Source organism: Ruegeria sp. AB10 (assembly GCF_056542745.1).
This window is the reverse complement of record NZ_JBQGAI010000002.1, coordinates 35,023-56,973: the sequence shown is the minus strand read 5'-3', so window position 1 is coordinate 56,973 and position 21,951 is coordinate 35,023. Positions and strand designations below refer to the sequence as shown.

General features: G+C 60.8%; 20 protein-coding genes and 1 tRNA gene. 7 read left to right on the top strand and 14 right to left on the bottom strand.

Annotated features, from left to right (window positions below; translation table 11 throughout):
- The first annotated feature begins 18 nt into the window (after nucleotides 1–18).
- Nucleotides 19–1,338: an ATP-binding protein gene (locus tag ACR0NT_RS05255; protein WP_170443762.1), complete on the top strand. Its 1,320-nt coding sequence runs from the start codon at nucleotides 19–21 to the stop codon at nucleotides 1,336–1,338.
- Between the two features lie 11 nt (nucleotides 1,339–1,349).
- Here the strand turns inward: ACR0NT_RS05255 and ACR0NT_RS05250 are convergent, their stop codons facing one another.
- From ACR0NT_RS05250 to ACR0NT_RS05215, 8 genes are all read right to left on the bottom strand, one after another.
- Nucleotides 1,350–2,276 (bottom strand): 3-hydroxyacyl-CoA dehydrogenase NAD-binding domain-containing protein, encoded by a 927-nt coding sequence (locus tag ACR0NT_RS05250; RefSeq protein ID WP_170671679.1) that lies wholly within the window; start codon nucleotides 2,274–2,276, stop codon nucleotides 1,350–1,352.
- The gene (locus ACR0NT_RS05245; protein ID WP_170443766.1) at nucleotides 2,276–3,016 is read right to left on the bottom strand and encodes an SDR family oxidoreductase; all 741 of its coding nucleotides are present in this window, start codon (nucleotides 3,014–3,016) and stop codon (nucleotides 2,276–2,278) included. Before ACR0NT_RS05245 ends, ACR0NT_RS05250 begins: the two co-directional genes overlap by 1 nt.
- Nucleotides 3,016–4,434: a gamma-aminobutyraldehyde dehydrogenase gene (locus ACR0NT_RS05240; protein ID WP_170671677.1), complete on the bottom strand. Its 1,419-nt coding sequence runs from the start codon at nucleotides 4,432–4,434 to the stop codon at nucleotides 3,016–3,018. The genes ACR0NT_RS05245 and ACR0NT_RS05240 overlap by 1 nt, the downstream gene beginning before the upstream one ends.
- A 25-nt stretch (nucleotides 4,435–4,459) precedes the next feature.
- Entirely contained in the window at nucleotides 4,460–5,248 is a 789-nt protein-coding gene (locus tag ACR0NT_RS05235; RefSeq protein WP_480442694.1) for an SDR family NAD(P)-dependent oxidoreductase, read from the bottom strand.
- Nucleotides 5,248–6,783 carry a choline-sulfatase gene (gene betC / locus ACR0NT_RS05230; RefSeq protein WP_170671673.1) on the bottom strand — a complete coding sequence of 512 codons (1,536 nt, stop codon included), beginning with the start codon at nucleotides 6,781–6,783 and terminating at the stop codon, nucleotides 5,248–5,250. Before betC ends, ACR0NT_RS05235 begins: the two co-directional genes overlap by 1 nt.
- The gene (locus ACR0NT_RS05225) at nucleotides 6,780–7,919 is read right to left on the bottom strand and encodes a ring-hydroxylating oxygenase subunit alpha (protein WP_170671671.1); all 1,140 of its coding nucleotides are present in this window, start codon (nucleotides 7,917–7,919) and stop codon (nucleotides 6,780–6,782) included. Before ACR0NT_RS05225 ends, betC begins: the two co-directional genes overlap by 4 nt.
- A 133-nt stretch (nucleotides 7,920–8,052) precedes the next feature.
- Nucleotides 8,053–9,069 (bottom strand): GlxA family transcriptional regulator, encoded by a 1,017-nt coding sequence (locus ACR0NT_RS05220; RefSeq protein WP_170671670.1) that lies wholly within the window; start codon nucleotides 9,067–9,069, stop codon nucleotides 8,053–8,055.
- Nucleotides 9,070–9,172: 103 nt separating this feature from the next.
- Nucleotides 9,173–9,249 (bottom strand) — tRNA-Ile (locus ACR0NT_RS05215).
- 107 nt (nucleotides 9,250–9,356) lie between these two features.
- Between ACR0NT_RS05215 and purM the strand changes: the two genes are divergently transcribed.
- The 3 genes from purM (at nucleotide 9,357) to rnd (ending at nucleotide 12,265) form a co-directional block, all read left to right on the top strand.
- Nucleotides 9,357–10,403, top strand: coding sequence for a phosphoribosylformylglycinamidine cyclo-ligase (gene purM, locus ACR0NT_RS05210; RefSeq protein WP_170671668.1), 1,047 nt, complete (start codon nucleotides 9,357–9,359; stop codon nucleotides 10,401–10,403).
- A complete protein-coding gene (gene purN / locus ACR0NT_RS05205; protein ID WP_170443779.1) occupies nucleotides 10,400–10,996 on the top strand; it encodes a phosphoribosylglycinamide formyltransferase in 597 nt (198 codons plus the stop codon). The genes purM and purN overlap by 4 nt, the downstream gene beginning before the upstream one ends.
- A 111-nt stretch (nucleotides 10,997–11,107) precedes the next feature.
- The gene (rnd, locus tag ACR0NT_RS05200) at nucleotides 11,108–12,265 is read left to right on the top strand and encodes a ribonuclease D (RefSeq protein WP_170671666.1); all 1,158 of its coding nucleotides are present in this window, start codon (nucleotides 11,108–11,110) and stop codon (nucleotides 12,263–12,265) included.
- Between the two features lie 6 nt (nucleotides 12,266–12,271).
- Here the strand turns inward: rnd and ACR0NT_RS05195 are convergent, their stop codons facing one another.
- On the bottom strand, nucleotides 12,272–12,799 hold the full coding sequence (locus tag ACR0NT_RS05195) for a hypothetical protein (RefSeq protein WP_170671664.1): 528 nt from the start codon (nucleotides 12,797–12,799) through the stop codon (nucleotides 12,272–12,274).
- Between the two features lie 139 nt (nucleotides 12,800–12,938).
- Here ACR0NT_RS05195 and ACR0NT_RS05190 point away from each other — a divergent pair, with 139 nt between their 5' ends.
- A complete protein-coding gene (locus tag ACR0NT_RS05190) occupies nucleotides 12,939–13,349 on the top strand; it encodes a SufE family protein (protein ID WP_170671662.1) in 411 nt (136 codons plus the stop codon).
- Between the two features lie 6 nt (nucleotides 13,350–13,355).
- Here the strand turns inward: ACR0NT_RS05190 and ACR0NT_RS05185 are convergent, their stop codons facing one another.
- Nucleotides 13,356–14,021: a DUF1638 domain-containing protein gene (locus tag ACR0NT_RS05185; protein ID WP_170671660.1), complete on the bottom strand. Its 666-nt coding sequence runs from the start codon at nucleotides 14,019–14,021 to the stop codon at nucleotides 13,356–13,358.
- A 100-nt stretch (nucleotides 14,022–14,121) separates the two neighbouring features.
- The gene (locus tag ACR0NT_RS05180; protein ID WP_170443789.1) at nucleotides 14,122–14,820 is read right to left on the bottom strand and encodes a cobalamin B12-binding domain-containing protein; all 699 of its coding nucleotides are present in this window, start codon (nucleotides 14,818–14,820) and stop codon (nucleotides 14,122–14,124) included.
- A 300-nt stretch (nucleotides 14,821–15,120) separates the two neighbouring features.
- On the opposite strand from ACR0NT_RS05180, the gene ACR0NT_RS05175 reads away from it, so the two are divergent.
- Nucleotides 15,121–16,185 carry a PA0069 family radical SAM protein gene (locus ACR0NT_RS05175; protein ID WP_170671658.1) on the top strand — a complete coding sequence of 355 codons (1,065 nt, stop codon included), beginning with the start codon at nucleotides 15,121–15,123 and terminating at the stop codon, nucleotides 16,183–16,185.
- 51 nt (nucleotides 16,186–16,236) lie between these two features.
- Here the strand turns inward: ACR0NT_RS05175 and gltA are convergent, their stop codons facing one another.
- Together gltA and gltX are read right to left on the bottom strand one after the other, a co-directional pair.
- Nucleotides 16,237–17,529, bottom strand: coding sequence for a citrate synthase (gene gltA, locus ACR0NT_RS05170; RefSeq protein ID WP_170443794.1), 1,293 nt, complete (start codon nucleotides 17,527–17,529; stop codon nucleotides 16,237–16,239).
- A 121-nt stretch (nucleotides 17,530–17,650) separates the two neighbouring features.
- Nucleotides 17,651–19,051, bottom strand: a complete 1,401-nt coding sequence (gene gltX / locus ACR0NT_RS05165) for a glutamate--tRNA ligase (protein ID WP_170671656.1) — start codon at nucleotides 19,049–19,051, stop codon at nucleotides 17,651–17,653.
- Between the two features lie 78 nt (nucleotides 19,052–19,129).
- Here gltX and ACR0NT_RS05160 point away from each other — a divergent pair, with 78 nt between their 5' ends.
- On the top strand, nucleotides 19,130–21,181 hold the full coding sequence (locus ACR0NT_RS05160) for a ComEC/Rec2 family competence protein (protein WP_170671654.1): 2,052 nt from the start codon (nucleotides 19,130–19,132) through the stop codon (nucleotides 21,179–21,181).
- On the opposite strand, the gene lexA is transcribed toward ACR0NT_RS05160, so the two are convergent.
- A complete protein-coding gene (lexA, locus tag ACR0NT_RS05155) occupies nucleotides 21,175–21,873 on the bottom strand; it encodes a transcriptional repressor LexA (RefSeq protein ID WP_170671652.1) in 699 nt (232 codons plus the stop codon). The genes ACR0NT_RS05160 and lexA overlap by 7 nt on opposite strands.
- Nucleotides 21,874–21,951 lie beyond the last annotated feature (78 nt).

Sequence of the window (21,951 nt, the reverse complement as noted above, 5' to 3'; positions counted from 1 at the left end):
GCCCGTTAGGTTTAGCGCATGTCGGCGCAATGGCTCAAATCCTATATGCCGCGCAGCCTCTATACCCGTGCTGCGCTGATACTGGTTCTGCCAGTGGTCGTCCTGTTGTTGGTGGTGGGCGTCGCGTTCCTGCAAAAACACCTTGAGGATGTCACCGCGCAGATGACCCGGGCGGCCTCGCGCGAGGTGATGCTGGTGGTTGATGAGGTGAACGCGACCGAAACCCAACGGCAGGCGCTGGCGTTTGTCCGGCCCGATCTGCAGGCACTGGATATGAAGGCGCGCTTTCTGGACATCAACGAAGAGCCGATAGTCGGGCAACGTCGCTGGTATGACTTCATCGCACCGCAGGTCGAGGCGGACCTGCGCGCACTGCTGCCGGATCTGGCGGCGGTTGCCTTGCCCAGCGGGCAAGAGGCGCGCGTGTATATGCAGACCGATCTTGGCCTGTTGCAGTTGACCTTTGATCGGCGGCGTCTGTCACCGGTGGCACCGCATCAGTTGATCGTGACGATGCTGTTTTTTGCGATCATCATGACCTCGATTTCGTTTCTTTACATGCGCAATCAATTGCGTCCGATCACCCGTCTGGCCGAAGCCGCGCAGGCCTTTGGCCGGGGCAGGGTGGTGCCGTATTCGCCGGGCGGCGCCATCGAGGTACGCGCGGCGGGCAGCGCCTTTCTGGACATGCGCGCCCGTATCGAACGCCAGATGGAGCAGCGCACCATGATGCTGTCTGGAGTGAGCCACGACCTCCGAACCCCTCTGACCCGCCTGAAACTGGGCCTGTCGATGCTGCCTGAAGACGAGGCCGCGCCCCTGCAACAAGACGTCGATGAGATGCAGTTGCTGTTGGACGCCTTCCTTGAGTTTTCGCGCGGGGCGGCCGAAGGATCGCCCGAGGCCGTTGATCCCAAAGCCCTGTTGCAGCAGATCGTCAAGGACGCGCGCCGAGCGGGTTATGAGGCCGATCTGATCTCGGTTGACGGCGAGGGGATTGCGATGTTGCGCCCGACAGCCATCCGGCGCGCGGTTGAGAACCTGATCGGGAATGCCGTGCGATACGGCAAACACGCCGATGTCAGCCTGTCGATTACGCCGAAATCCGTTCGTATTCGGGTCGAGGATGACGGGCCGGGCATACCGCCCGATCAGCGGTCCGAGGCGGTGAAACCCTTTTCGCGCCTCGATCCGGCGCGCAATCAGAATCAGGGCACCGGAGTCGGGCTGGGCCTTGCTATCGTGTCGGATATCGCGCGCGCGCATGGCGGCGTGCTGCGCCTGAGCAAGAGCGAACGTTTGGGGGGCCTCTGCGCCGATATCATCATCGGACGTTGACGCCGTGGCGGTCACCGCAGTCCGGCAACCGACTTTTGCATGGCAACGATCAGGGCGTCCCGCGTCCGCGCCAGTTCGGCCGTGGATTTTCCTGCGGATGCGGCCTCGACCCCCTGTGTCAGTACGCGTGTGACCTCTTCGGTAAGGTGGACCTGACCCAGATCATCCCACCAGCCATTGAACGTGTCCGTGAAGTGGTCGCAGAAGGCCTGCAACCCGCCGTTACCTGCGCCGAGATTGAACAGCATGGTCGGCCCCATTGCCGCCCAGCGCAGGCCGGGTCCGGCCCAGATGGCCTTGTCCACATCCTCGACCGACGCGACGCCCGAGACCACGAGGTTGATCGCCTCGCGCCAGATCGCGGCCTGAAGGCGGTTGGCGACATGGCCGGGGACCTCTTTGTGTAGCCGGATCGTGGTTTTCCCGACGGCCTGATAGAAGTGCTCAGCCGCATCAACCACGCCATCGGCGGTGCGCGCGTTGCCCAGCACCTCGACCAGAGGGATCAGGTGCGGCGGGTTGAACGGGTGCCCCAGAACGAAGCGCGACGGGTCGGTCCATCCCGGCTGCATCTGGCTGAGGGTCAGCCCCGAGGCAGAGCTGGCAACGATCGCATCGGATGTCAGGGCGGGCTCGATCTCGGCAAAGGTGGCGTGTTTGATCGGCAGGCGTTCAGGGACGTTTTCCTGTACGAAAGCGGCACCCTCGACCGCACGGGCCGCGCTGGTATGAAACGTGATGGCATCGGGCGTGCCGCGGGCCGTCAGCCCAAGCTCGGTCATTGTGGGCCAGGCGGTTTCGATATAGGCCCGCACCTTGTGCTCGACATCCGGGCCCGGATCGAACATCGCCACTGATCTGCCCGAGGCTAGAAACAGCGCCGCCCAACTGGCGCCAATGGTGCCGCCGCCCAGACAGGCGGTGTGTGCGAACTCCATCAGAATAGCCCCGGATTGAGGGGAGAAGCCGCCGTCAGGCCGCCATCCACGGTGAACAACTGGCCGGTGGCAAAACCGGCCTCGTCCGAGGCCAGCCAGACCGCCATGCTGGCGATGTCCTCGGGCCTGCCAAATCGGCGTGTCGCGTGGCGGGCCAAAGCGTCGCGCCGCGCGGTCTCGGGGTTGGCTGCCAGGTCAAAGCCGGCGTCCAGCATTCCCGTTTCGATCCAGCCGGGGCAGATCGCGTTGCAGCGTATCTTGGGGCCGTGATCCACCGCAATCGACCGGGTTAGCCCATGCACAAACGCTTTGGACGCGTTATATAGGGCCATCGACGGGTCCGCGACCTGACCCGAGATCGAACCGATATTTATGATCGATCCACCCTCGGACATGCGCGGGATGTACGCGCGGCACATGTTGAAAACGCCTCGGCAATTGGTGCCGATCACCGCGTCCCAATCGGCATCCGTACTGCCGGTCACGGTCTTTTCAACCTGAACGCCCGCGTTGTTGACCAGAATGTCTGTGCCGTCCGTTACGTAGGCCAATTCGTCGACTGCGTTGGCATCGGTGACGTCCAGCGGATACCAGATCACGCTGTCCGACAGCTCTTCGGGCCTTGCGCCGCGTCCGCAGGTCGTGACGGCAGCCCCTTCGCGCAGGAAGGCCTCGACAATCCCGCGCCCGATGCCTTGGCGGCCACCGGTCACCAGTGCGCGTTTCCCAGCCAACCGCATCAGTGTGCCACCATCACATGCCGCACAGATGTATAGGCATCCAGCGCATAGACCGACATGTCACAGCCGGTGCCCGAACCCTTCATTGCGGCCCAGGGCATTTCCGCTGCGGGCATCCCATGCGTGTTCACCCAGGTCATGCCATAGCGTAGTTGCGCGGTCATTTTCATTGCGGTCGAAACATCCCTTGTCCAGATCGACGAGGCCAGACCATAGCGCCCGGAATTGGCGATCCGCAGCGCGTCTTCAGCCTCGGAAAAGCGCGACAGGGTGACAACGGGGCCGAAGACTTCGCTACACGCGATCTCGGCATTATTGTCGACGTTGGCCACGACGGTCGGTTGATAGAAAAATCCGGGGCCGTCTGCGAGCTGGCCGCCCACGGTGATCTCGCAACTGCTGCGGGCGCGGTCGACGAACCCCGCAATGCGGTCCCTTTGGGTGGCCGAGACGATGGGGCCCATTTCCGTACCCTCGGCCTTGGGGGCGCCGACCCTGATCTGGCTGACCTGATCCGAGACAGCCGCAACGAGCTTGTCGTAGATCCCGTCCTGCACCATCACCCGGCAGGGTTGGGCACAGTCCTGACCCGCGTTGAAGAATGATCCGTAGCGGATCGTTTCCGCCACCGTGTCGATATCGGCATCGTCGAATACGATGACCGGGGCTTTGCCGCCAAGTTCCAGATGCACGTGGCGAATCTGGTTCGACGCCGCCCTCATCGCTGCCATTCCCGTGGCGGGAGAGCCGGTGATCGAAATCCCCTCGATCCGCGGGTCGTTGATCAAAGTGTCTCCGACCGAGGCCCCCCGACCATGCACCACATTCAGCACACCTTTGGGCAGCACATCGGCCAGCAATTCCGCCAGCCGCAACGTGGCCAGAGGGGTAATTTCGGATGGTTTCATGACGATGGTGCAGCCCGCCGCCAGCGGGGCTGCAATCTTCCAAGCGGCCATCATCAGCGGATAGTTCCACGGCGCGATCGAAGCGACAGGGCCGATTGGGTCCTTGCGGATCATCGAGGTGTGACCCGTCACATATTCCCCGGCCACCGACCCGGTCATCGTGCGCGCAGCTCCGGCCATGAAACGGAACGTGTCGATGGTCAGTGGCATTTCCTCATCGCGGGCCATGGGCCAGGGTTTGCCAACATCCAGCGTTTCCAGTTCTGCCAGTTCCTCGATGTTCTCTTCGATCACGTTGGCAATCGCGTTGAGATACCTGGCTCGATCTGCGGGGGTGGTCAGGCGATAGGTTTCAAACGCCTCATGCGCCGCACGTGTCGCAGCCTCAACCTGTTCCGGCGTGGCTTCGGGCACTTGCGCGACGGTTTTTCCGGTCGTCGGGTCCAATACCGAGAGAGGTTCGCCATTGCCGGCGACCATCTCTCCGTTGATCAGCATCTGTGTTTGCATGTCTTCCCCCATCTGCCCGGTAATCTCATAGCTTCATCTGCTGAACCTGCGCGCTCAGCCCACCGTCCAGAACCCATAGCTGGCCGCTGGCATAACGCGCCTCGTTCGAGGCCAGCCAGTTGACCAGATTGGCGATATCGTCCGGCGTTCCATAGCTGCGCATCGGATGCACATCGCGCACGGCCTGCTGCAACTGATCGATGGTTTTGCCGCCGCCACCTGAGCCGTCGCCGGAAAAAAAGCTCTGCAACATGGGGGTGTCCACGTAGCCAGGGCAGATCGCGTTCACGCGGATACCTTCGGGGCCATGATCGCAGGCCATCGCTTTGGTCAGCGCATGAACCGCGCCCTTTGTGGCGCAATAGGCGGCAAGGCCGGGATCTGCGATGAACCCGTCATAGCTGCCGAAATTGATGATCGAGGCGGCGCCGCCTGTGGCAGCCTTCCGCAGCAAGGGCAGAGCGTGCTTCGAGGTCAGAAAGGTGCCGGTGACGTTGACCGCGAAAGAGAGGTTCCACTCGTCAAGGGTGGTGTGCTCGATGGTCTTTTCGATCTCGATCCCTGCGGCATTGACCAGAATGTCCAACTGGCCCGCGTCCTGAGCGACCTGGTCCATCGCCGCAATGGCGTCTGCTTCCTGTGTCACGTCGAGTTTGACAAAAATGCTGCCGTCATCGTCATGCGCGGCCAAAGACCCTTTGGGCGTCAGGTCGGCGGCATAGACCCGAGCACCTTCACGCAGAAACCGAGCCACGATGGCGCGGCCGATCCCGCCACGTCCGCCGGTGACGAGGGCGGTTTTACCTTCCAGCATCATTCTTTGGTCTCCTGCAAAGGCGGATAGCGATAGCGTTTGGCCGCAATTGTCCAATCCATGTGATTGCGCACATAGTCCTGTGAGGCATCCCGTGGTGGGTTGTAGTCCCAGCTTTCCCCGGGGTTGGCCGCCATCGCAGCGTGAAGGGCGCGCCGGGATTTTTGCGTGGCGATGATATCTGCGCGCAGTTTTTCACTGTCCCAGCGCTGAGAAACGCGGGCTGCGAAGTGCACGGCATGATCCGCATAGTCCGGGTCAGTCGCACGGTTCATCTTTTCCATAGGATCAGTGGACAGATCATAAAGCTGCGGCGGGTCCGGGTCGCAGTGGATATATTTCAATGATCCGCTGCGGATCATGAAAACCGGATAGGGCGTCATCTCGGCACAGTACTCACCGATGGCTTCGTCCACCGGGTCAGCCTGTCCGCGTGCCAGTGGCATCAGCGAGCGACCGTCCACGGGTTCTCCGAACAGGTCAGCGCTGCCTCCGGCGATGTCGACGAAGGTCGGCAACAGGTCAAGCAGTGAGCAGGCGTTTGATGCGGTGCCGTGTGCGACGCCCGGTCCGGCCATGATCAGCGGCACGCGGGCAGAGTGTTCGAAGAAGTTCATCTTGTACCACAACCCGCGCTCGCCCAGCATGTCGCCGTGATCGGCGGTGACGATGAGGATAGTGTTGTCCAACTCTCCGACATCACTCAGCGTCTTCACCAGCGCGCCCAGCTTGCTGTCGAAATAGCTGACATTGGCCAGATAGGCACGGCGGGCGCGGCGGATTTCTTCATCGGTCAAAGGGACATAGCTGGCCTCGATCCCATCCATCACCCGGCGCGAGAACGGGTCCTGTTCCTCGGGCGTCAGGCTGAATTCCGGCATCGGAACGTCGTCGTCCGAATACAGGCTCCACCACTCCGGCTTGGCGACATACGGGTCATGCGGGTGGATGAAACTGGCGACCAGGCAGAACGGAGCCTCGTCCCCTGCGGCCCGATCCCGGCCCCGGTCGATCAGCCAGCGGCGGGCGGCAAACTCGACCTCGTCATCATAGTCGGTCTGGAAGGTGGCGATGGCCTCGCCGCTTTCCTTGACGGTTGCCATGTTGTGATACCATTTGTCGATGCGCTCGTCCGGGGCCTCCCAATCGGGGGTCCAGGCAAAGTCCGACGGGTAGATGTCGGTGGTCACGCGATCCTGAAACCCGTGTTTCTGGTCAGGGCCGATGAAATGCATCTTGCCCGACAGGCAGGTGCGATAGCCCAAAGCCTGCAGGTAATGCGCAAAGGTGGGGACCGAGGCGCGGAACTCGCTGGCATTGTCATAGGCGGCGATTCGGCTGATCAACTGCCCCGCCATGAAGGCAAACCGCGACGGCGCGCAGAGCGGTGAGTTGCAGTAGGCTGCGTCGAACCGCATCCCGCGCGCGGCCAGTGCATCGATATGGGGTGTTTTCACCGTTGGATGGCCGTAAGCACCGCAGAAATGCGGTGCCAGTTGGTCGGCCATGACCACAACGATATTACGCCGTGTCACGGTGCGGCCTGTTTATAGGCGTCCAGCACCAGCCCGTGGAAGTGATGCACCGCATGTTCCGATTTTCCCGAGCTGTTCGGGTCATGCACGATGCGCCCCTGAGTAAACGCAGGCGTGCTCATACCGCGCTGTACGCTTTCGACGATGTCGATATCTTCACGTTGCAGAACCTCATCAAGATAGCGGATGGCTTCCAGTTCCGCCGCGTCCGGTTCGGGGGTTTCAAGGAAGAAATCGTAGGTCTCCAGCGTGCGATCCGGACCCATCGGAATGATATTCAGCACAATCATCGACGACCGACCCGGATAGCGCATCAGGCAGGTCGTGGGCCACAGCCACCAGACCGCATGGGTGCGCACCGTCGCATTCGACACGTCATAGGCGGCGTTCGCACCTTTGCCTGCCTCGGCCATGTGGCTGGAGTAGATGCCGTAGGTGGTCACTTTGTAGGTGTCCATGTCTACCAGATCACAGAAATCCTTGTGGGCGGTCGGGCAGTGATAGCATTCAAGGAAATTATCGACGACATTCTTCCAGTTCGACTTGATGTCATAGGTCAGCCGGTGGCCGAATGTCAGGTTCTCGATATCTGGCGCCCAATGGCGAATCTCAGCCTCCAGATTGCCGGAAACCTCGCGCAGAGGCCGCGCGTCGGGGTCGAGATTGACATAGATGAAGCCCGCGAATTCCTCGACCTGCACTTGATCCAGGCAGATGTCTTTGGTATTGAAATCAGTCAGACTTTCGGTTTCGGGCGCGCGGACCAACTGGCCGTCCAGCTTGTAGACCCACGCGTGGTAGGGGCACATGATGCGGGTTGTTTCGCCCTCGCCGGACAACAGGTGATGCGCGCGATGCTTGCAGACGTTGTAGAAGGCACGCAGCGTGCCTTCGCGGTCGCGCACAACAGCTATGGGACGGTTTGCAATCTCGACAGTCACATAGGATCCGGGCGCACGAAGCTTTTCGACATGGCACACCCATTGCCACGTCTTGGCGAGGATTCCATTCAGGTCCACCTGATGCCATGCCGGGTCCACATAGGCCTCGGCCTTCAGGGATTGCGTGTTGAGCGGGTCGGGGCTGAACCCATCGGAAATCCGGTCGAATTGCTCTTTGGACGGCAGCGCGCTCATTTTCGGGGCTCCACATGACGCGTCCGGGACTGGCCCGGAGAGTTGGCTTGCTGAAAACCATGTTCCCCGGAAACGCAGTGCGGCGCTTAACTTTTTACGCCACTAGGTTAACTATTCACGCCACGCAAGAGGGTCAGGCTTTAGGCTTTCGGTGCATCGGCCAGGCGCGGTATTCGAACGGTACGCGACCCTCGGTCCGGTCCTGACTGGGTGGCAGGCCGAAGCGATCCTTGTAGGACCGGCTGAAATGAACCTGACTGGCAAAGCCCGACGCCATCGCGACCTGCGCAATCGGCAACTCGGTCTGCGTGACCAACCCGCGGGCCCGGTCCAGCCGGATGTCGCGATAATACAGGGCAGGGGTCTTCTTGATGTAGGTTGCGAACAACCGGTCGAGTTGGCGGTGCGATATACCGGCCAGACTGCAGATCGCAGGGATTGGCAGGGGGTCTTCCAGATGCGCCTCCATCACCTGAATTGCCGTCTTCAGGTTGGCCGGAACCAGCGCGCCCAGCGGCTCGCTGCCTTCGGGCTGCTGCATGGCGGCAGGGCCGCGCAGACGGTCGTGAAAGATATACCGCGCGGCCGCATTGGCCAGCGCGCTGCCATGGATGCCCTGCACGATCTTCAGCGCAAAATCCACCGAGGCGCTGCCACCGCAACAGGTGATCCGGTTGCCATCCAGCGCAAAGAGGTTCTCGACCACTTCGGTATCGGGGTACAGCTCCTGAAAGGCGTCGATATGCTCGTAATGGACGGTCGCGCGACGCCCTGTCAGTAACCCGGCCTGTGCCAGCACGAATGCGCCCGTGTCCAGCGCGCCCAAGGTTGCACCGGACCGCGCCCATTGGCGCAGGACGCTGCCGAGCCTGTCGGTCAGGTGCCTCTCGGGGTTCCAACTGGTCGAGACGATGGCGATGCCGGGCGGCTCGGGGCCGAGATCACCCAGCGCCTGCGTTTCAATTCCTGCCCCATTGCTGGACACGCAGAAGCCGCCGGTTTCCGACGCGAACACCCATTTGAAATAGGACCGTCCGTCCAGATAATTGGCCGCGCGGAACGGATCGATGAATCCCATTGTGGCCGACATGTTGAAGCTGGGCGCGACGATGACGACAAGGCGGGTCGGGGGCTGGGTTGTCTCAACCATGTCTTTTTGACCTCGCGCTTTGTCCTTCGGTTCAAAAAGAAAGCGATTTGGGAAAACAGTGCAAGATCGGACGCGGTTGAACGTTATCGTCAAGGCAGGGATATGGTAGGCCCGGCAGGACTTGAACCCGCAACCAAAGCGTTATGAGCGCTCTGCTCTAACCAATTGAGCTACAGGCCCGCCTGAGCGCTTTGAGTACCACGGTGAACGCCCGCGTCAAGCCTGACCGTTGCAACAGGGCGCACAATCGAATAACCCGCGCGGGAACCATTCATGAGGGGCTGGCCATGACGACGGGCAAGAACGGAATCACCTATGCCGATGCAGGTGTTGATATTGATGCGGGGAATGCTCTGGTCGACCGGATCAAACCTGCAGCCAAGCGGACCAACCGCTCGGGCGTAATGAGCGGGCTGGGCGGGTTTGGCGCCCTGTTCGATCTGAAAGATGCCGGGTATCAGGATCCGATTCTGGTTGGCGCGACCGATGGCGTGGGCACCAAGCTGCGGATCGCCATTGATACTGGCGTTGTCGATGGCATGGGTATCGATCTGGTGGCGATGTGCGTCAATGACCTGATCTGCCAGGGTGCCGAGCCGCTGTTCTTCCTCGACTATTTCGCCACCGGCAAGCTGGACACGGACACCGCAGCGCGGATCATCGAAGGCATTGCCGAGGGCTGTGTGCAGTCCGGTTGTGCGCTGATCGGTGGTGAAACGGCTGAGATGCCGGGCATGTACCCCGACGGCGATTTCGATCTGGCCGGGTTCTCGGTCGGCGCGATGGAACGGGGCGCGCATCTGCCCACGGACGTGCAAAAAGGCGACGTTCTGCTGGGTCTGGCCTCGAACGGGGTGCATTCCAACGGCTATTCGCTGGTACGCAAACTGGTTGATATCTCGGGGCTGGGCTGGGATGCGACGTCTCCGTTTGGTGACGGTTCGCTGGGCGAGGCACTGCTGACCCCCACGCGTCTGTACGTGAAGCCCGCGCTGCAGGCGATCCGGGCAGGGGGCGTGCATGCGCTGGCCCATATCACCGGCGGCGGCCTGACTGAAAACCTGCCGCGCGTTCTGCCCGAGGGGCTGGGTGCCGAGATTGACCTGAACGCCTGGGACCTGCCGCCCGTCTTCCGCTGGATGGCCGAGACCGGTGGAATCGTCGAGGCCGAGATGCTGAAGACTTTCAACTGCGGCATCGGCATGATCGTTGTCTGCGCCGAAGATCGTGCCGACGAATTGGCCGCGCTGCTGGCCGAGGCGGGTGAGACGGTTTCGCGCCTCGGTACCGTCACTGATACCCCCGGCATGGCCTATTCGGGCAAGCTGCTGTGAGCGAAAAACGCGTCGCCATCCTGATTTCAGGCGGTGGCTCCAATATGGTGTCGCTTGTCGACAGCATGGTCGGAGACCACCCGGCGCGGCCCTGTCTGGTGCTGTCGAATGACGCCGAGGCCGGCGGTCTGAAAAAGGCCGCCGAACGTGGCATCCCGACTGCATCGGTGGACCATCGCCCCTTCAAGGGCGATCGCGCCGCGTTTGAAGCCGAGTTGCTGAAACCGCTGGAACAGGCGCAGCCAGACATCGTTTGCCTTGCCGGGTTTATGCGGGTTCTGACCGGCGATTTCGTTTCACGCTTTCAGGGGCGGATGCTGAACATCCACCCCTCGTTGCTCCCGAAATACAAGGGTCTCAACACCCACGCCCGCGCTATTGAAGCGGGGGATTTCGAGCATGGATGTTCCGTTCACGAGGTGACGGCAGCGCTGGATGACGGACCGATCCTGGGGCAGGCGCGCGTGAACATCGAACCCGGCGACACGCCTGAAGACTTGGCTGCCCGCGTGCTGGTGTGGGAGCATAAGCTCTACCCCGCAGTGTTGCGCCGTTACGCCAGTGAGGATCGGACTCCGGTGTTGCTGCCCTGATCGTCTCAGGGTGATTTACACATGTGTCATAATCGGCCTATGGTCTGCACCACGGCTGGGTACGGACAAGATGATCAGCCGAAGAAAACAAGAGCAAGAACAGCACCGCGCATGAAAACCCTGACAACGACGCAAGAGCTGGCCGATTTCTGCAAGGCCGCGGCGGAATATGACTATGTCACCGTAGATACCGAGTTTCTGCGCGAACGGACCTACTATTCAAAACTCTGTCTGGTGCAACTTGCCGTACCGTCCGAGGACGAAGACAGCGCGGTTTTGGTCGACCCGCTTGCCGATGGTCTGTCGCTGGACCCGCTGTATGAGCTGTTCGGCAATGAGAATGTCGTCAAGGTCTTCCACGCCGCCCGTCAGGATCTTGAGATATTCTGGGTCGAGGCGGGTGTTTTTCCGACGCCCCTGTTCGACACGCAGGTCGCCGCGATGGTCTGCGGCTTTGGTGAGCAGGTCGGTTATGAAACGCTTGTGCGTAAGGTCTGCAAGCAGGGGGTCGACAAGACCTCGCGCTTTACTGACTGGTCCCGGCGACCGCTGTCCGAGGCGCAAAAGACTTATGCGCTGGCTGACGTGACCCATCTGCGTCAGATTTACGAACACCTCGCAGCCCAGCTGAAGAAATCGCAGCGCAGTCACTGGGTGGCCGAGGAGTTGCGCACGCTGACCCAGCCGACAACGTATGACATTCGCCCCGAGGATGCGTGGAAACGTGTAAAAACCCGGACGAATTCCGCCAAATTCCTGGCCGTGGTGCGTGAGCTGGCACAGTTCCGCGAGGCTTATGCGCAGGAAAACAACGTCCCGCGCAGCCGGGTGTTCAAGGATGACGCACTGATCGAGCTGGCCTCGACCAAGCCGAAATCGCCCTCGGATCTGGGTGGTTCGCGCCTGCTGCTGCGCGAGGCCCGCAAAGGCGCGATTGCCGAAGGGATTCTGGCCGCTGTGAAAAAGGGGGTGAACTGCCCCGCCGATCAATTGCCGCATGTGGATAACAGCCGCGACAAGCTGAAGGTCAACCCCGCGCTTTCGGATTTGCTGCGGGTGCTGTTGAAGTCGAAAACCGAAAGCTCGGGCGTGGCGGCCAAGCTGATCGCCACCAGCTCGGAACTGGATCAGATCGCCGCAGGCGAGCGGGAACTGCCCGCCATGTCGGGCTGGCGGTTCGAGGTATTCGGCGAGGACGCGCTGAAGCTCTGCGAAGGCAAGATAGCACTGGCCGCAAAGGGCCAGAACGTCGAGGTCGTATCCCTGTAACGCCTTTTACCGGCGCCGGGATTCCAGCGCGTTCTGCTCGCCCACGACCCGCACCAGACGGGTGCTTTCCAGGTCTTTCTGGCTGATATTGATGGCATCAGACACCATGCGCGACCGCTCGGTGCCCTGATTGGTCGCCTTTTTCGGGTAATCCACGCGGAACGTGAATTCCAGAACGCCGTTCTTCTGATTCTCTTCGCTTTCGGTGCGCACCAGCCGGGCGTTATAGGCCCCTTGCCGTGCTGCAGTACCCGCCACATAGATAATCGCGCCCCCGGACGTCGGGTCGATCCGCAATTCGTCAATTCGGGCGATCGGGACACTGTTGTCCTCTTCCTCGGGGCCGGAAAACAGCCCGACGCCTTCGCGTTGCTCTGGAACCAGGGCGTCGGCATCATAGGCGGCGGTTTCGGCCGGGTCAGCCGATGTGCTTGATCCGAACCAGTTGGACGGGTTGGCCCGCGAGTCCCGCCAGCTGCTGCAGCCAGAGACGGTCAAGGTGGCGACCAGAAGAACAGTAAACGTTTTTTGCATGGGGCAGGCGTCCAGAGCAGTAATTCCAGCAATGGGTTACCGCAAATTCCTCTGTTTGAAAAGCCACGCTTGGGGGTGGACAGGCGCAGGTCGGCGGCATAGGTCACAGTTATGATCGCAACAAAAGGACCGCCGCAAAATGGCTACGCCTGCCTTTGAGGACATTGTCGAGGATTTCGAGTTTCTGGAGGACTGGGAGGACCGGTACCGCCACGTCATCGATCAGGGCAAGGCGATGGAGCCGCTGGACAACGCGCTCAAGGTGCCGGCGACCAAGGTTCACGGCTGCGCCAGTCAGGTCTGGCTGCACCCGATTATCGAAGATGGCGTTTTTCGCTTTGACGGCGACAGCGACGCGCTGATCGTGCGGGGGCTGATTGCGGTTCTGCGGTCATTGTATAATGGCCTGCCGGTCAGCGAGGTTCCCAAAGTGGATGCAGGGGGTGAACTGGCGCGTCTGGGTCTGAACGATCACCTGTCGGCGCAGCGTTCGAACGGGTTGCGGGCGATGATCGAACGCATTCGCGAGGTCGCGCAGGAAAACGCCTGACGCGGATCAGGCTGTCGGTTTGCGGGTTGCCCAATCTGTCAGCGTGGATTCCAGATCGCCATAGCCGGTAAAGCGGCGTTCAAATTTCAGCCCCATCCGCTCGGCACATTCACGGGCGCGTTCGGTCAGGTCCGGATCGTCGATCTGTGCCTGATAGACCAGCTTGGTGTAATTGCCGAAATACATGTCGCGCAGCTCGGGGTGCCGATCCAGGCCGAGGGGTTTCCAGACAAAGGCATCGAACTGCCGCGCCAGAAAATCGGTCAGGTAAAAGGCGGTGGTCTCATCCTCGCCCCGGGCCTCAAAGGCCTGATTTCCTTCGAAGAAGGAATAGCAGTGGGGGCCTTTGACCATCTCGACGCCCAGTTCCGCGCAGGCTTTTTCCAGCAGACCGCCGGTGCCGCAATCGGCGTAGACGACAAAAATCTGGTCGTATTGAGCGCGATGCTTGGCCACCGCGTCCCGAACCGCTTGGGTGATCTTTTCCGGATGGACATGCAGAATCGCGGGCAGGCAGGTCAGGGCCATGTGATCCCAGCCGTTGCGGCGCTTCAGGTCCAGAATCTCGCGCGCAAGCGCACCGCAGGCCAACAGCAGAATCTGCCCCTGTGTGTCAGAAGCATAGCCCTTGGTGGTCAGGCTGGCATCGTCCGGCAATTTGTCCTGCTGCATCGGGTACCCCTTGGAAACTATGCGACAGATAGTGTGGCCTGCGGAAACAAAAAGGGCCGCCCGAAAACCGGACGGCCCCTGAACAATCTAACGTGTCCGATCAGCCGGCCAGTTGGTTGTGCTTGCGCGACACGAAGTCCTTGGCCATTTCCACGGCCACGGCTGCGTCACGGCAGTAACCGTCTGCACCGATCGCTTTGCCGAATTCTTCGTTCAGCGGCGCGCCGCCGACCAGAACGATGTACTCTTCGCGCAGGCCTTGCTCGACCATGGTGTCGATCACGACCTTCATGTAGGGCATGGTCGTGGTCAGCAGGGCCGACATGCCCAGAATGTCAGGCTTTTCGGTTTCCAGCGCTTCCAGGTAGTTTTCGACCGGGTTGTTGATGCCGATGTCGACAACCTCGAAACCGGCGCCTTCCATCATCATCGAGACAAGGTTCTTGCCGATATCGTGGATGTCGCCCTTCACGGTGCCGATGACCATCTTGCCAACGCGCGGTGCGCCGGTTTCTGCCAGCAGCGGCTTGAGGATGAACATGCCGCCCTTCATCGCGTTTGCGGCCAGCAGAACTTCGGGGACGAACAGGATGCCGTCACGGAAGTCATGGCCAACAACGGTCATACCACCGACCAGAGCTTTGGTCAGGATGTCGTAGGGGGTCCATCCGCGTTCCAGCAGGATGTTCACACCTTCTTCGATCTCTTCTTTCAGACCGTCGTAAAGATCGTCGAACATCTGTTCGACAAGTTCTTCGTCGTTGAGTTCGGACAGGACGATGTCTTCTTCATCGGACATGGGGCGCTTCCCTGAGCTGTGCGGACCATCGGCCCGTGGTGGCATTTTTGCCGTTTTGGCCAAAACGCCGCAGTTTGACTGTGACGATTGCGACCTCAGTAGTTTCGAGACCGACCTATACGGTAAATTTTTACACGGCTCGACAGAATTTTCTGCAAGATTATCCTGCATCCCGTTCATTTTCCATTTCCGCCCGTCCTGCGCGATCAAGTGGCTGAAATCAACGTGAAACTGTAAGGCCTTCTTGCTGGATCGCGTAATTGTATATATATCTCGGTATGGAACATAACGGGAACAAATATGACTGCATCGCATGTCCGGGGCCGCGGGGTCGTCACAAACACAGCAGGCCGGTTCGAGCAATTCGACACCGTGCCCTGCGATGACGGCTGGGAAATGGAAGAGGATATCCCGCCTCTGCGGACCGACGTCAGGGACGAGATCGCGCGCAGCCTGATCACCTATAACCGGTCGCCGGATTTGCCATTTGATCGTTCGATCAACCCCTATCGCGGGTGCGAACATGGCTGCGTGTATTGCTTTGCGCGCCCGACTCACGCCTATCTGGGATTGTCGCCGGGGCTGGACTTTGAAACCCGCCTGATTGCCCGCCCGAATGCGGCGGATGTCCTGCGCAAAGAGCTGTCTGCCAAGGGCTACAAAGTGGCAACCATCGCCTTGGGGACAAATACGGACCCGTATCAGCCGATAGAGAAAAATCGCAATATAACAAGAGATTGCCTGTCGGTTTTTCAGGATTTCAACCATCCGGTCGGCATTGTCACCAAGGGCGCGTTGGTCGAACGCGATCTGGATATTCTGGCACCAATGGCCGCCAAGGGGTTGGTTCGGGTCGGGATTTCGCTGACCACGCTGGATGCGGATCTGTCCCGGCGGATGGAGCCGCGTGCGCCGTCTCCGCGGCGGCGGTTGGCCGTCATTCGCCGCCTGACCGAGGCAGGGGTGCCGGTGCGGGTCATGACTTCTCCGGTGATTCCGGGGCTGACGGATCATGAGCTGGAATATCTGCTTGAGGCGGGCAGGGATGCGGGGGCCGATTCCGCCAGCTGGATCATGCTGCGCCTGCCGCGTGAGGTGTCGGACCTGTGGCAAGACTGGCTGCAGGATCATGAGCCTGAACGCGTCGAAAAGATCATGTCAAAGCTGCGGGAAATGCATGGGGGCAGGGACTATGACCCGCGCTGGAGCCATCGGATGCGCGGAGAAGGAGAGTATGCGGGGCTAATTGCCAAGCGGTTCACGCTGGCGGTCAAACGTCTGGGATTGGCGACGCGCACACCGCCCTTGCGACGCGATCTATTCGCCCGCCCGGCCCAGATCGGCGATCAGTTGAGCCTGCTGTAACAAAAAAAGCCCCGGACGCAGGTCCGGGGCTTTGGCATTCAATCGCGGCGATCAGCGGTTTTCGATATCCACGTAATCGCGCATGGTTTCGCCCAGATACAGCTGGCGCGGACGGCCGATCTTGTTCTGAGGATCGGCGATCATTTCTTTCCATTGACTCACCCAGCCAACGGTGCGCGACAGCGCAAAGATCGGTGTGAACATCGAGGTCGGGAAGCCCATCGCCTCGAGAATGATACCCGAGTAGAAGTCCACGTTCGGGAACAGTTTCTTCTCGGCGAAATACGGATCTTCCAGGGCTTCGCGCTCCAGCTCTTTGGCGACCTGCAATTTCGGGTTGTCTTCCACACCCAGCAGATCAAGCACTTCGTCGGCCGACTGCTTCATCACCTTGGCGCGCGGGTCGAAGTTCTTGTAGACGCGGTGGCCAAAGCCCATCAGGCGGAACGGATCGTTCTTGTCCTTGGCGCGGGCGATGTATTCGGGGATGCGGTCGACGGTGCCGATCTCTTCCAGCATTTCCAGGCAGGCTTGGTTGGCGCCGCCATGGGCTGGACCCCAAAGGCAGGCAATACCGGCGGCGATACAGGCAAACGGGTTGGCGCCCGAGGACGACGCCAGACGCACGGTCGAGGTCGAGGCGTTCTGCTCATGATCCGCGTGCAGGGTCAGGATACGGTCCATGGCTCGGCTGAGGATCGGGTTGACCTCATATTCCTCGGCCGGAACGCTGAAACACATGCGCAGGAAGTTCGACGCATAGTCCATATCGTTGCGCGGATACACGAAGGGCTGACCGGTGTGGTATTTATAGGCCCACGCGGCAATGGTCGGCATCTTGGCGATCAGCCGGTGCGAGGCGACCTCGCGCTGGTGCGGATCGTTGATATCGGTCGAATCGTGATAGAAGGCCGACATTGCACCCACAACGCCCACCATGATCGCCATCGGATGCGCGTCGCGGCGGAACCCACGATAGAAATACTGCATCTGTTCGTGCAGCATTGTGTGGCGGGTGATCGTGGTTTCGAATTTCTCCAGATCCTTGGCCGCCGGCAGCTCTCCGTAGAGCAGCAGATAGCAAACCTCGAGGAAGTGAGATTTCTCGGCCAGTTGGTCAATCGGATAGCCACGGTGCAGCAGCTCGCCCTTTTCACCATCGATATAGGTGATGGTGCTGTCGCAGCTTGCGGTCGATGTAAAGCCGGGGTCATAGGTAAACACGCCAGCCTGACCATAGAGCTTACGGATGTCGATGACGTCAGGCCCTGCGGTCGGCGAATGAACCGGCAACTCGTACGTTTCACCATGGACTTTCAGAGTGGCTGTTTTGTTGTCGGTCATTTCTGTCCCTTCCTCAATCATGCGCGTGCCGAAAATGCAATCGGCTGTGCGGTCGGCGGTCATACACGGATGTGCTGACCGGGTCGTAGCGGAGCAGCGTTACCTGAATATGAACCCAGGATTAGTTTGCTGCGTCGGAAAGCCGCGCCAGGGTTTCATCGCGCCCCAGCACAAGCATCATGTCAAAAACCGAAGGTGTTACAGCGCGGCCCGCGAGTGCCGCCCTGAGCGGGCCGGCCAGCTTGCCAAACTTGACCCCCTGTGCCTCGGCAAAGGCGTTGAGGACCTCCTCCAGTTCGTTCCGCGACCAGCTAGCATTTTGCACGTGCGGCGTCAATTCTTTCAGTATACCGTCGGATACAGATTGTAGGGCTTTGGCCGCTTTCTCATCCGGCTCAATGGGGCGGGAAATCAGCGCAAAGTGAGCCTTTTCAAGCAGTTCCGGGAAAGTGCGGGCGCGGTCCTTAAGACAATACATCGCACGTTCCAGATCACCGGATTGTGTCGTCGTCAGAGCAGGAAGTTCCGCTGCGTCCAGATAGGCCTCGATTTCATGCCGCAGCGCAGCATCATCGGCAACCGCAATATGCTGCCCGCAGAGATTTTCGAGCTTTTTCAAGTCGAAACGGGCCGGGCTCTTTCCAATCCCATCCAGATCGAACCACTCTTTCGCCTGTGCGTCGGTAAAGAACTCGTCGTCACCGTGGCTCCAACCTAGGCGCGCCAGATAATTGCGCATACCTGCCGCTGGGTAACCCATCGCCTGGTATTCCTGTGCACCCAGAGCGCCGTGACGTTTCGACAGTTTCTTGCCGTCAGGCCCGTGAATCAGCGGGATATGTGCCCAGACCGGAACGTCCCAGCCCATCGCTTCATAGATCATCATCTGACGCGCGGCATTGTTCAGGTGGTCGTCGCCACGGATCACATGGGTCACGCCCATATCGTGATCGTCTACCACAACGGCCAGCATATAAACCGGGGTCCCGTCCGAGCGCAGCAGGATCATGTCGTCCAACTGATCGTTGCGGATGGTCACGTCGCCCTGCACCTGATCGCGGATCACGGTCGCTCCGTCTTGCGGAGCCTTGATGCGGATCACGAACGGTGCGTCCGGATGGGTCGCCGGGTCGGCATCGCGCCAGGGGCTGCGGAACAGGGTGGATTTCCCTTCGGCCCGGGCCTGTTCGCGGAACGCGGCGATCTCGTCCTGCGACGAAAAGCACTTGTACGCCTTGCCCTCGGCCAGCAGCTGATTGGCCACTTCTGCATGGCGCGCCGCACCTTCGAACTGGCTGATCACGTCGCCATCATGGTCCAGCCCCAGCCATGCCATGCCCTGTAGAATCGCCGCTGTCGCCTCGGGGGTCGAGCGTTCGCGGTCGGTGTCTTCGATCCGCAGCAGGAACTTGCCGCCACGCCCGCGGGCATACAGAAAGTTGAACAGCGCGGTGCGGGCACCACCAATGTGCAGAAAACCGGTGGGCGAAGGGGCGAAACGGGTGACGACCTGATCGGACATTGTGTGGATTAACCTTTTGGTAACCGTGTCTGGCATAGTTTGTCGTCTGTCTAACGAGCCCGAAGGACGGGGGCAACCATGCGTGTTCTGGCACGGGTCGAGGCCGCATTGCTGAACCAGACAGGGTATTTGTTCCAATGGTCTCCGGTATGTCTGGCTATCGGTATAGGTCTGTACTTCAGTCTCCGGTTCGAACCGGGTTGGCAGGTGTATTCGTGCCTGCTGGCGCTGATGTTGGGTCTTGTCTGGGCCGGTCGCAAAGTGCGAACCGGTTGGGCTGCGTTGGCAATGGGGGGTGCGTTGATCGCGGCAGGTTTTGTACTTGCCGGTGCGCGGGCCCACTCGGTCGCAGAGCCGGTCCTGTCCTGGCGTTATTACGGCCCGGTCGAGGGGCGGGTCGTGGCCATGGATCGCTCTGCCTCGGACGCGTTGCGGGTGACGCTGGATCAGGTGCGCATAGGGGATGTGCCCGAGGACCGGCGACCGCAGCGCGTCCGGCTTTCATTGCATGGTGAATCGGCCGATCTGGCGCCGGGCCAAAGGATCATGACGACAGGCCACTTGTCGCCGCCACAAGGCCCGGTCGAGCCCGGAGGTTTCGATTTCCGCCGCCATGCCTGGTTCCAGCGTCTCGGTGCAGTCGGATACACCCGCGTTCCGGTGATGACGGTTGCGCGACCGGAAGAGGCGACCGAAGGAGTGCGTGTCACGGCCTTGCGGATGGCGATTTCCGAGCGGGTCCGTTCGATCCTTCCCGGTGAGATCGGAGGGTTCGCAGCCGCGGTCACAACCGGCGACCGCAGCGGTATGGGGCAGCAGACACTGAAATCGCTGCGCGCCTCGAACCTTGCGCACTTGCTGGCAATATCCGGTCTGCATATGGGCCTGCTGACCGGGTTCGTGTTTCTGGTGTGCCGATTGGCCCTGTCTGCCATTCCCTCCGTGGCCTTGCGCCTGCCGGTGCGCAAGCTGGCGGCGCTCTGCGCGCTGGCTGCGGCTGTCATCTATCTGATGCTGTCTGGTGGCAACGTCGCCACCGAGCGGGCCTTTGTCATGGCCAGCGTCATGCTTGGGGCCGTCCTGATCGACCGCCGCGCAATTTCCCTACGAGTCGTTGCTGTGGCTGCTTTGATCGTCTTGGTGCTGCGCCCTGAATCTCTGCTGAGTCCCGGGTTCCAGATGTCCTTTGCCGCGACGACCGCGCTTGTCGCCGTGTTTGGCCAATTGCGGGACTATGGGCCGATGCCGGGGCCGAAATGGACGAAACCTGTGGTGGGGCTGCTTTTGTCCTCGGCGATTGCCGGGTTGGCGACGGCTCCGATCGGGGCGGCGCATTTCAATACGATGTCGCACTATGGGTTGCTGGCCAATATGCTCTCGGTGCCGGTTATGGGGACGGTTGTGGTACCAGCGGCCTTTGTCGCGGCGCTGTTGGCCCCGTTCGGGTTAGAGGCACTTGCACTGCACGTCATGGGATTGGGGTTGCAGTGGATTTTGATTGTCTCGGACAAAGTTTCCGGCCTAGACGGAGCGCAGGGCTATGTCGTCAGCCCGCCGCACTATGTTTTGCCGATGTTTGCCCTCGGTGCCTTGTGGCTGGCGCTGTGGCGCGGGCGGGCAAAATGGATAGGGGTTGCGCCGGTGGCGGCAGCCTTTTTGCTTTGGGGGCAGGGACACCGCCCCGAGGTTCTGATTGCGGATTCTGGAGGATTGGTGGGTGTCATGACTGAAAACGGTCGTGCGCTCAGCAAGGAAAAGGGCAGCGGGTTTATTGCCACTGTCTGGCTGGAAAATGACGGGGATGGCGAGGATCAGGTCAATGCCGCTCACCGCTGGCCCGACACGTCAGGCGGAATTCAGCGGTATGTCTGGCAGGGCAAGGAACTGGTTCACGTGACCGGAAAACGCGCAGCGCAAGGGTTTCAGGAATGCCGGAAGAACCAGATCGTTGTGTCGGCGGTACCTCTGGACCTGACCGGAGATTGCGGCCTTTTCGACCCGGATCGCCTGAAAGAAACCGGAAGCCTGGCTTTGTCCGGTGGCGGCATGACAACCAGCCGAGAGGCCATCGGCCACCGGCTATGGTCCCCGGAGATGGCCGGGAACCACCGGGCAAAGCAACCTCAGTAGCTGCGGATCAGACCGACCAGGCGCCCCTGAACCTTGACCTTGTCTTCGGGCAGAACGCGGGTTTCATAGGCTGGGTTCGCGGCCTCGAGCGCGATGGCATTGCCGCGCCGGAAGAATCGTTTCAGCGTGGCTTCCTGATCCTCGACCAGCGCCACAACGATATCACCGTTGTCCGCCACTCTGGTTTCGCGGATGACCACGACGTCACCGTCATTGATGCCCGCGTCGATCATCGAATCTCCGCGTACTTCCAGCGCGTAATGCTCACCTTTACCGGAAACCATGCTGCCCGGGACCGCCACGCGATGCGAAACATGGCTGATCGCCTCGATCGGGACACCTGCCGCGATGCGACCCATCACCGGCAGTTCCATCGCGTCGACGGTGACTGGCTCGAAATTCGCCGGGCGCGGACCTTCGGGCCTGTCGCCCTCGATAACACGCGGTTTAAAAGCGGCCGTGGGTTCACCGCCAAGACTTTCCGGCAGTTTGACGATCTCAATCGCGCGGGCGCGGTGGGCGAGGCGGCGGATAAAGCCGCGTTCTTCCAGCGCGGTGATCAGACGATGGATGCCGGATTTCGATCGCAGATCCAGCGCAGCCTTCATTTCATCGAAACTGGGCGGAACGCCGTCCGCCTGAACGCGTTTGTGGATGAATTCCAACAAATCCAACTGTTTCTTGGTCAGCATTGCTCACACCTCGTCGGTCATGCGTTTTCTTTTGTTCTACGCATGTTCACGTTTTGTGTCAACGGATTTGAGCGTTGG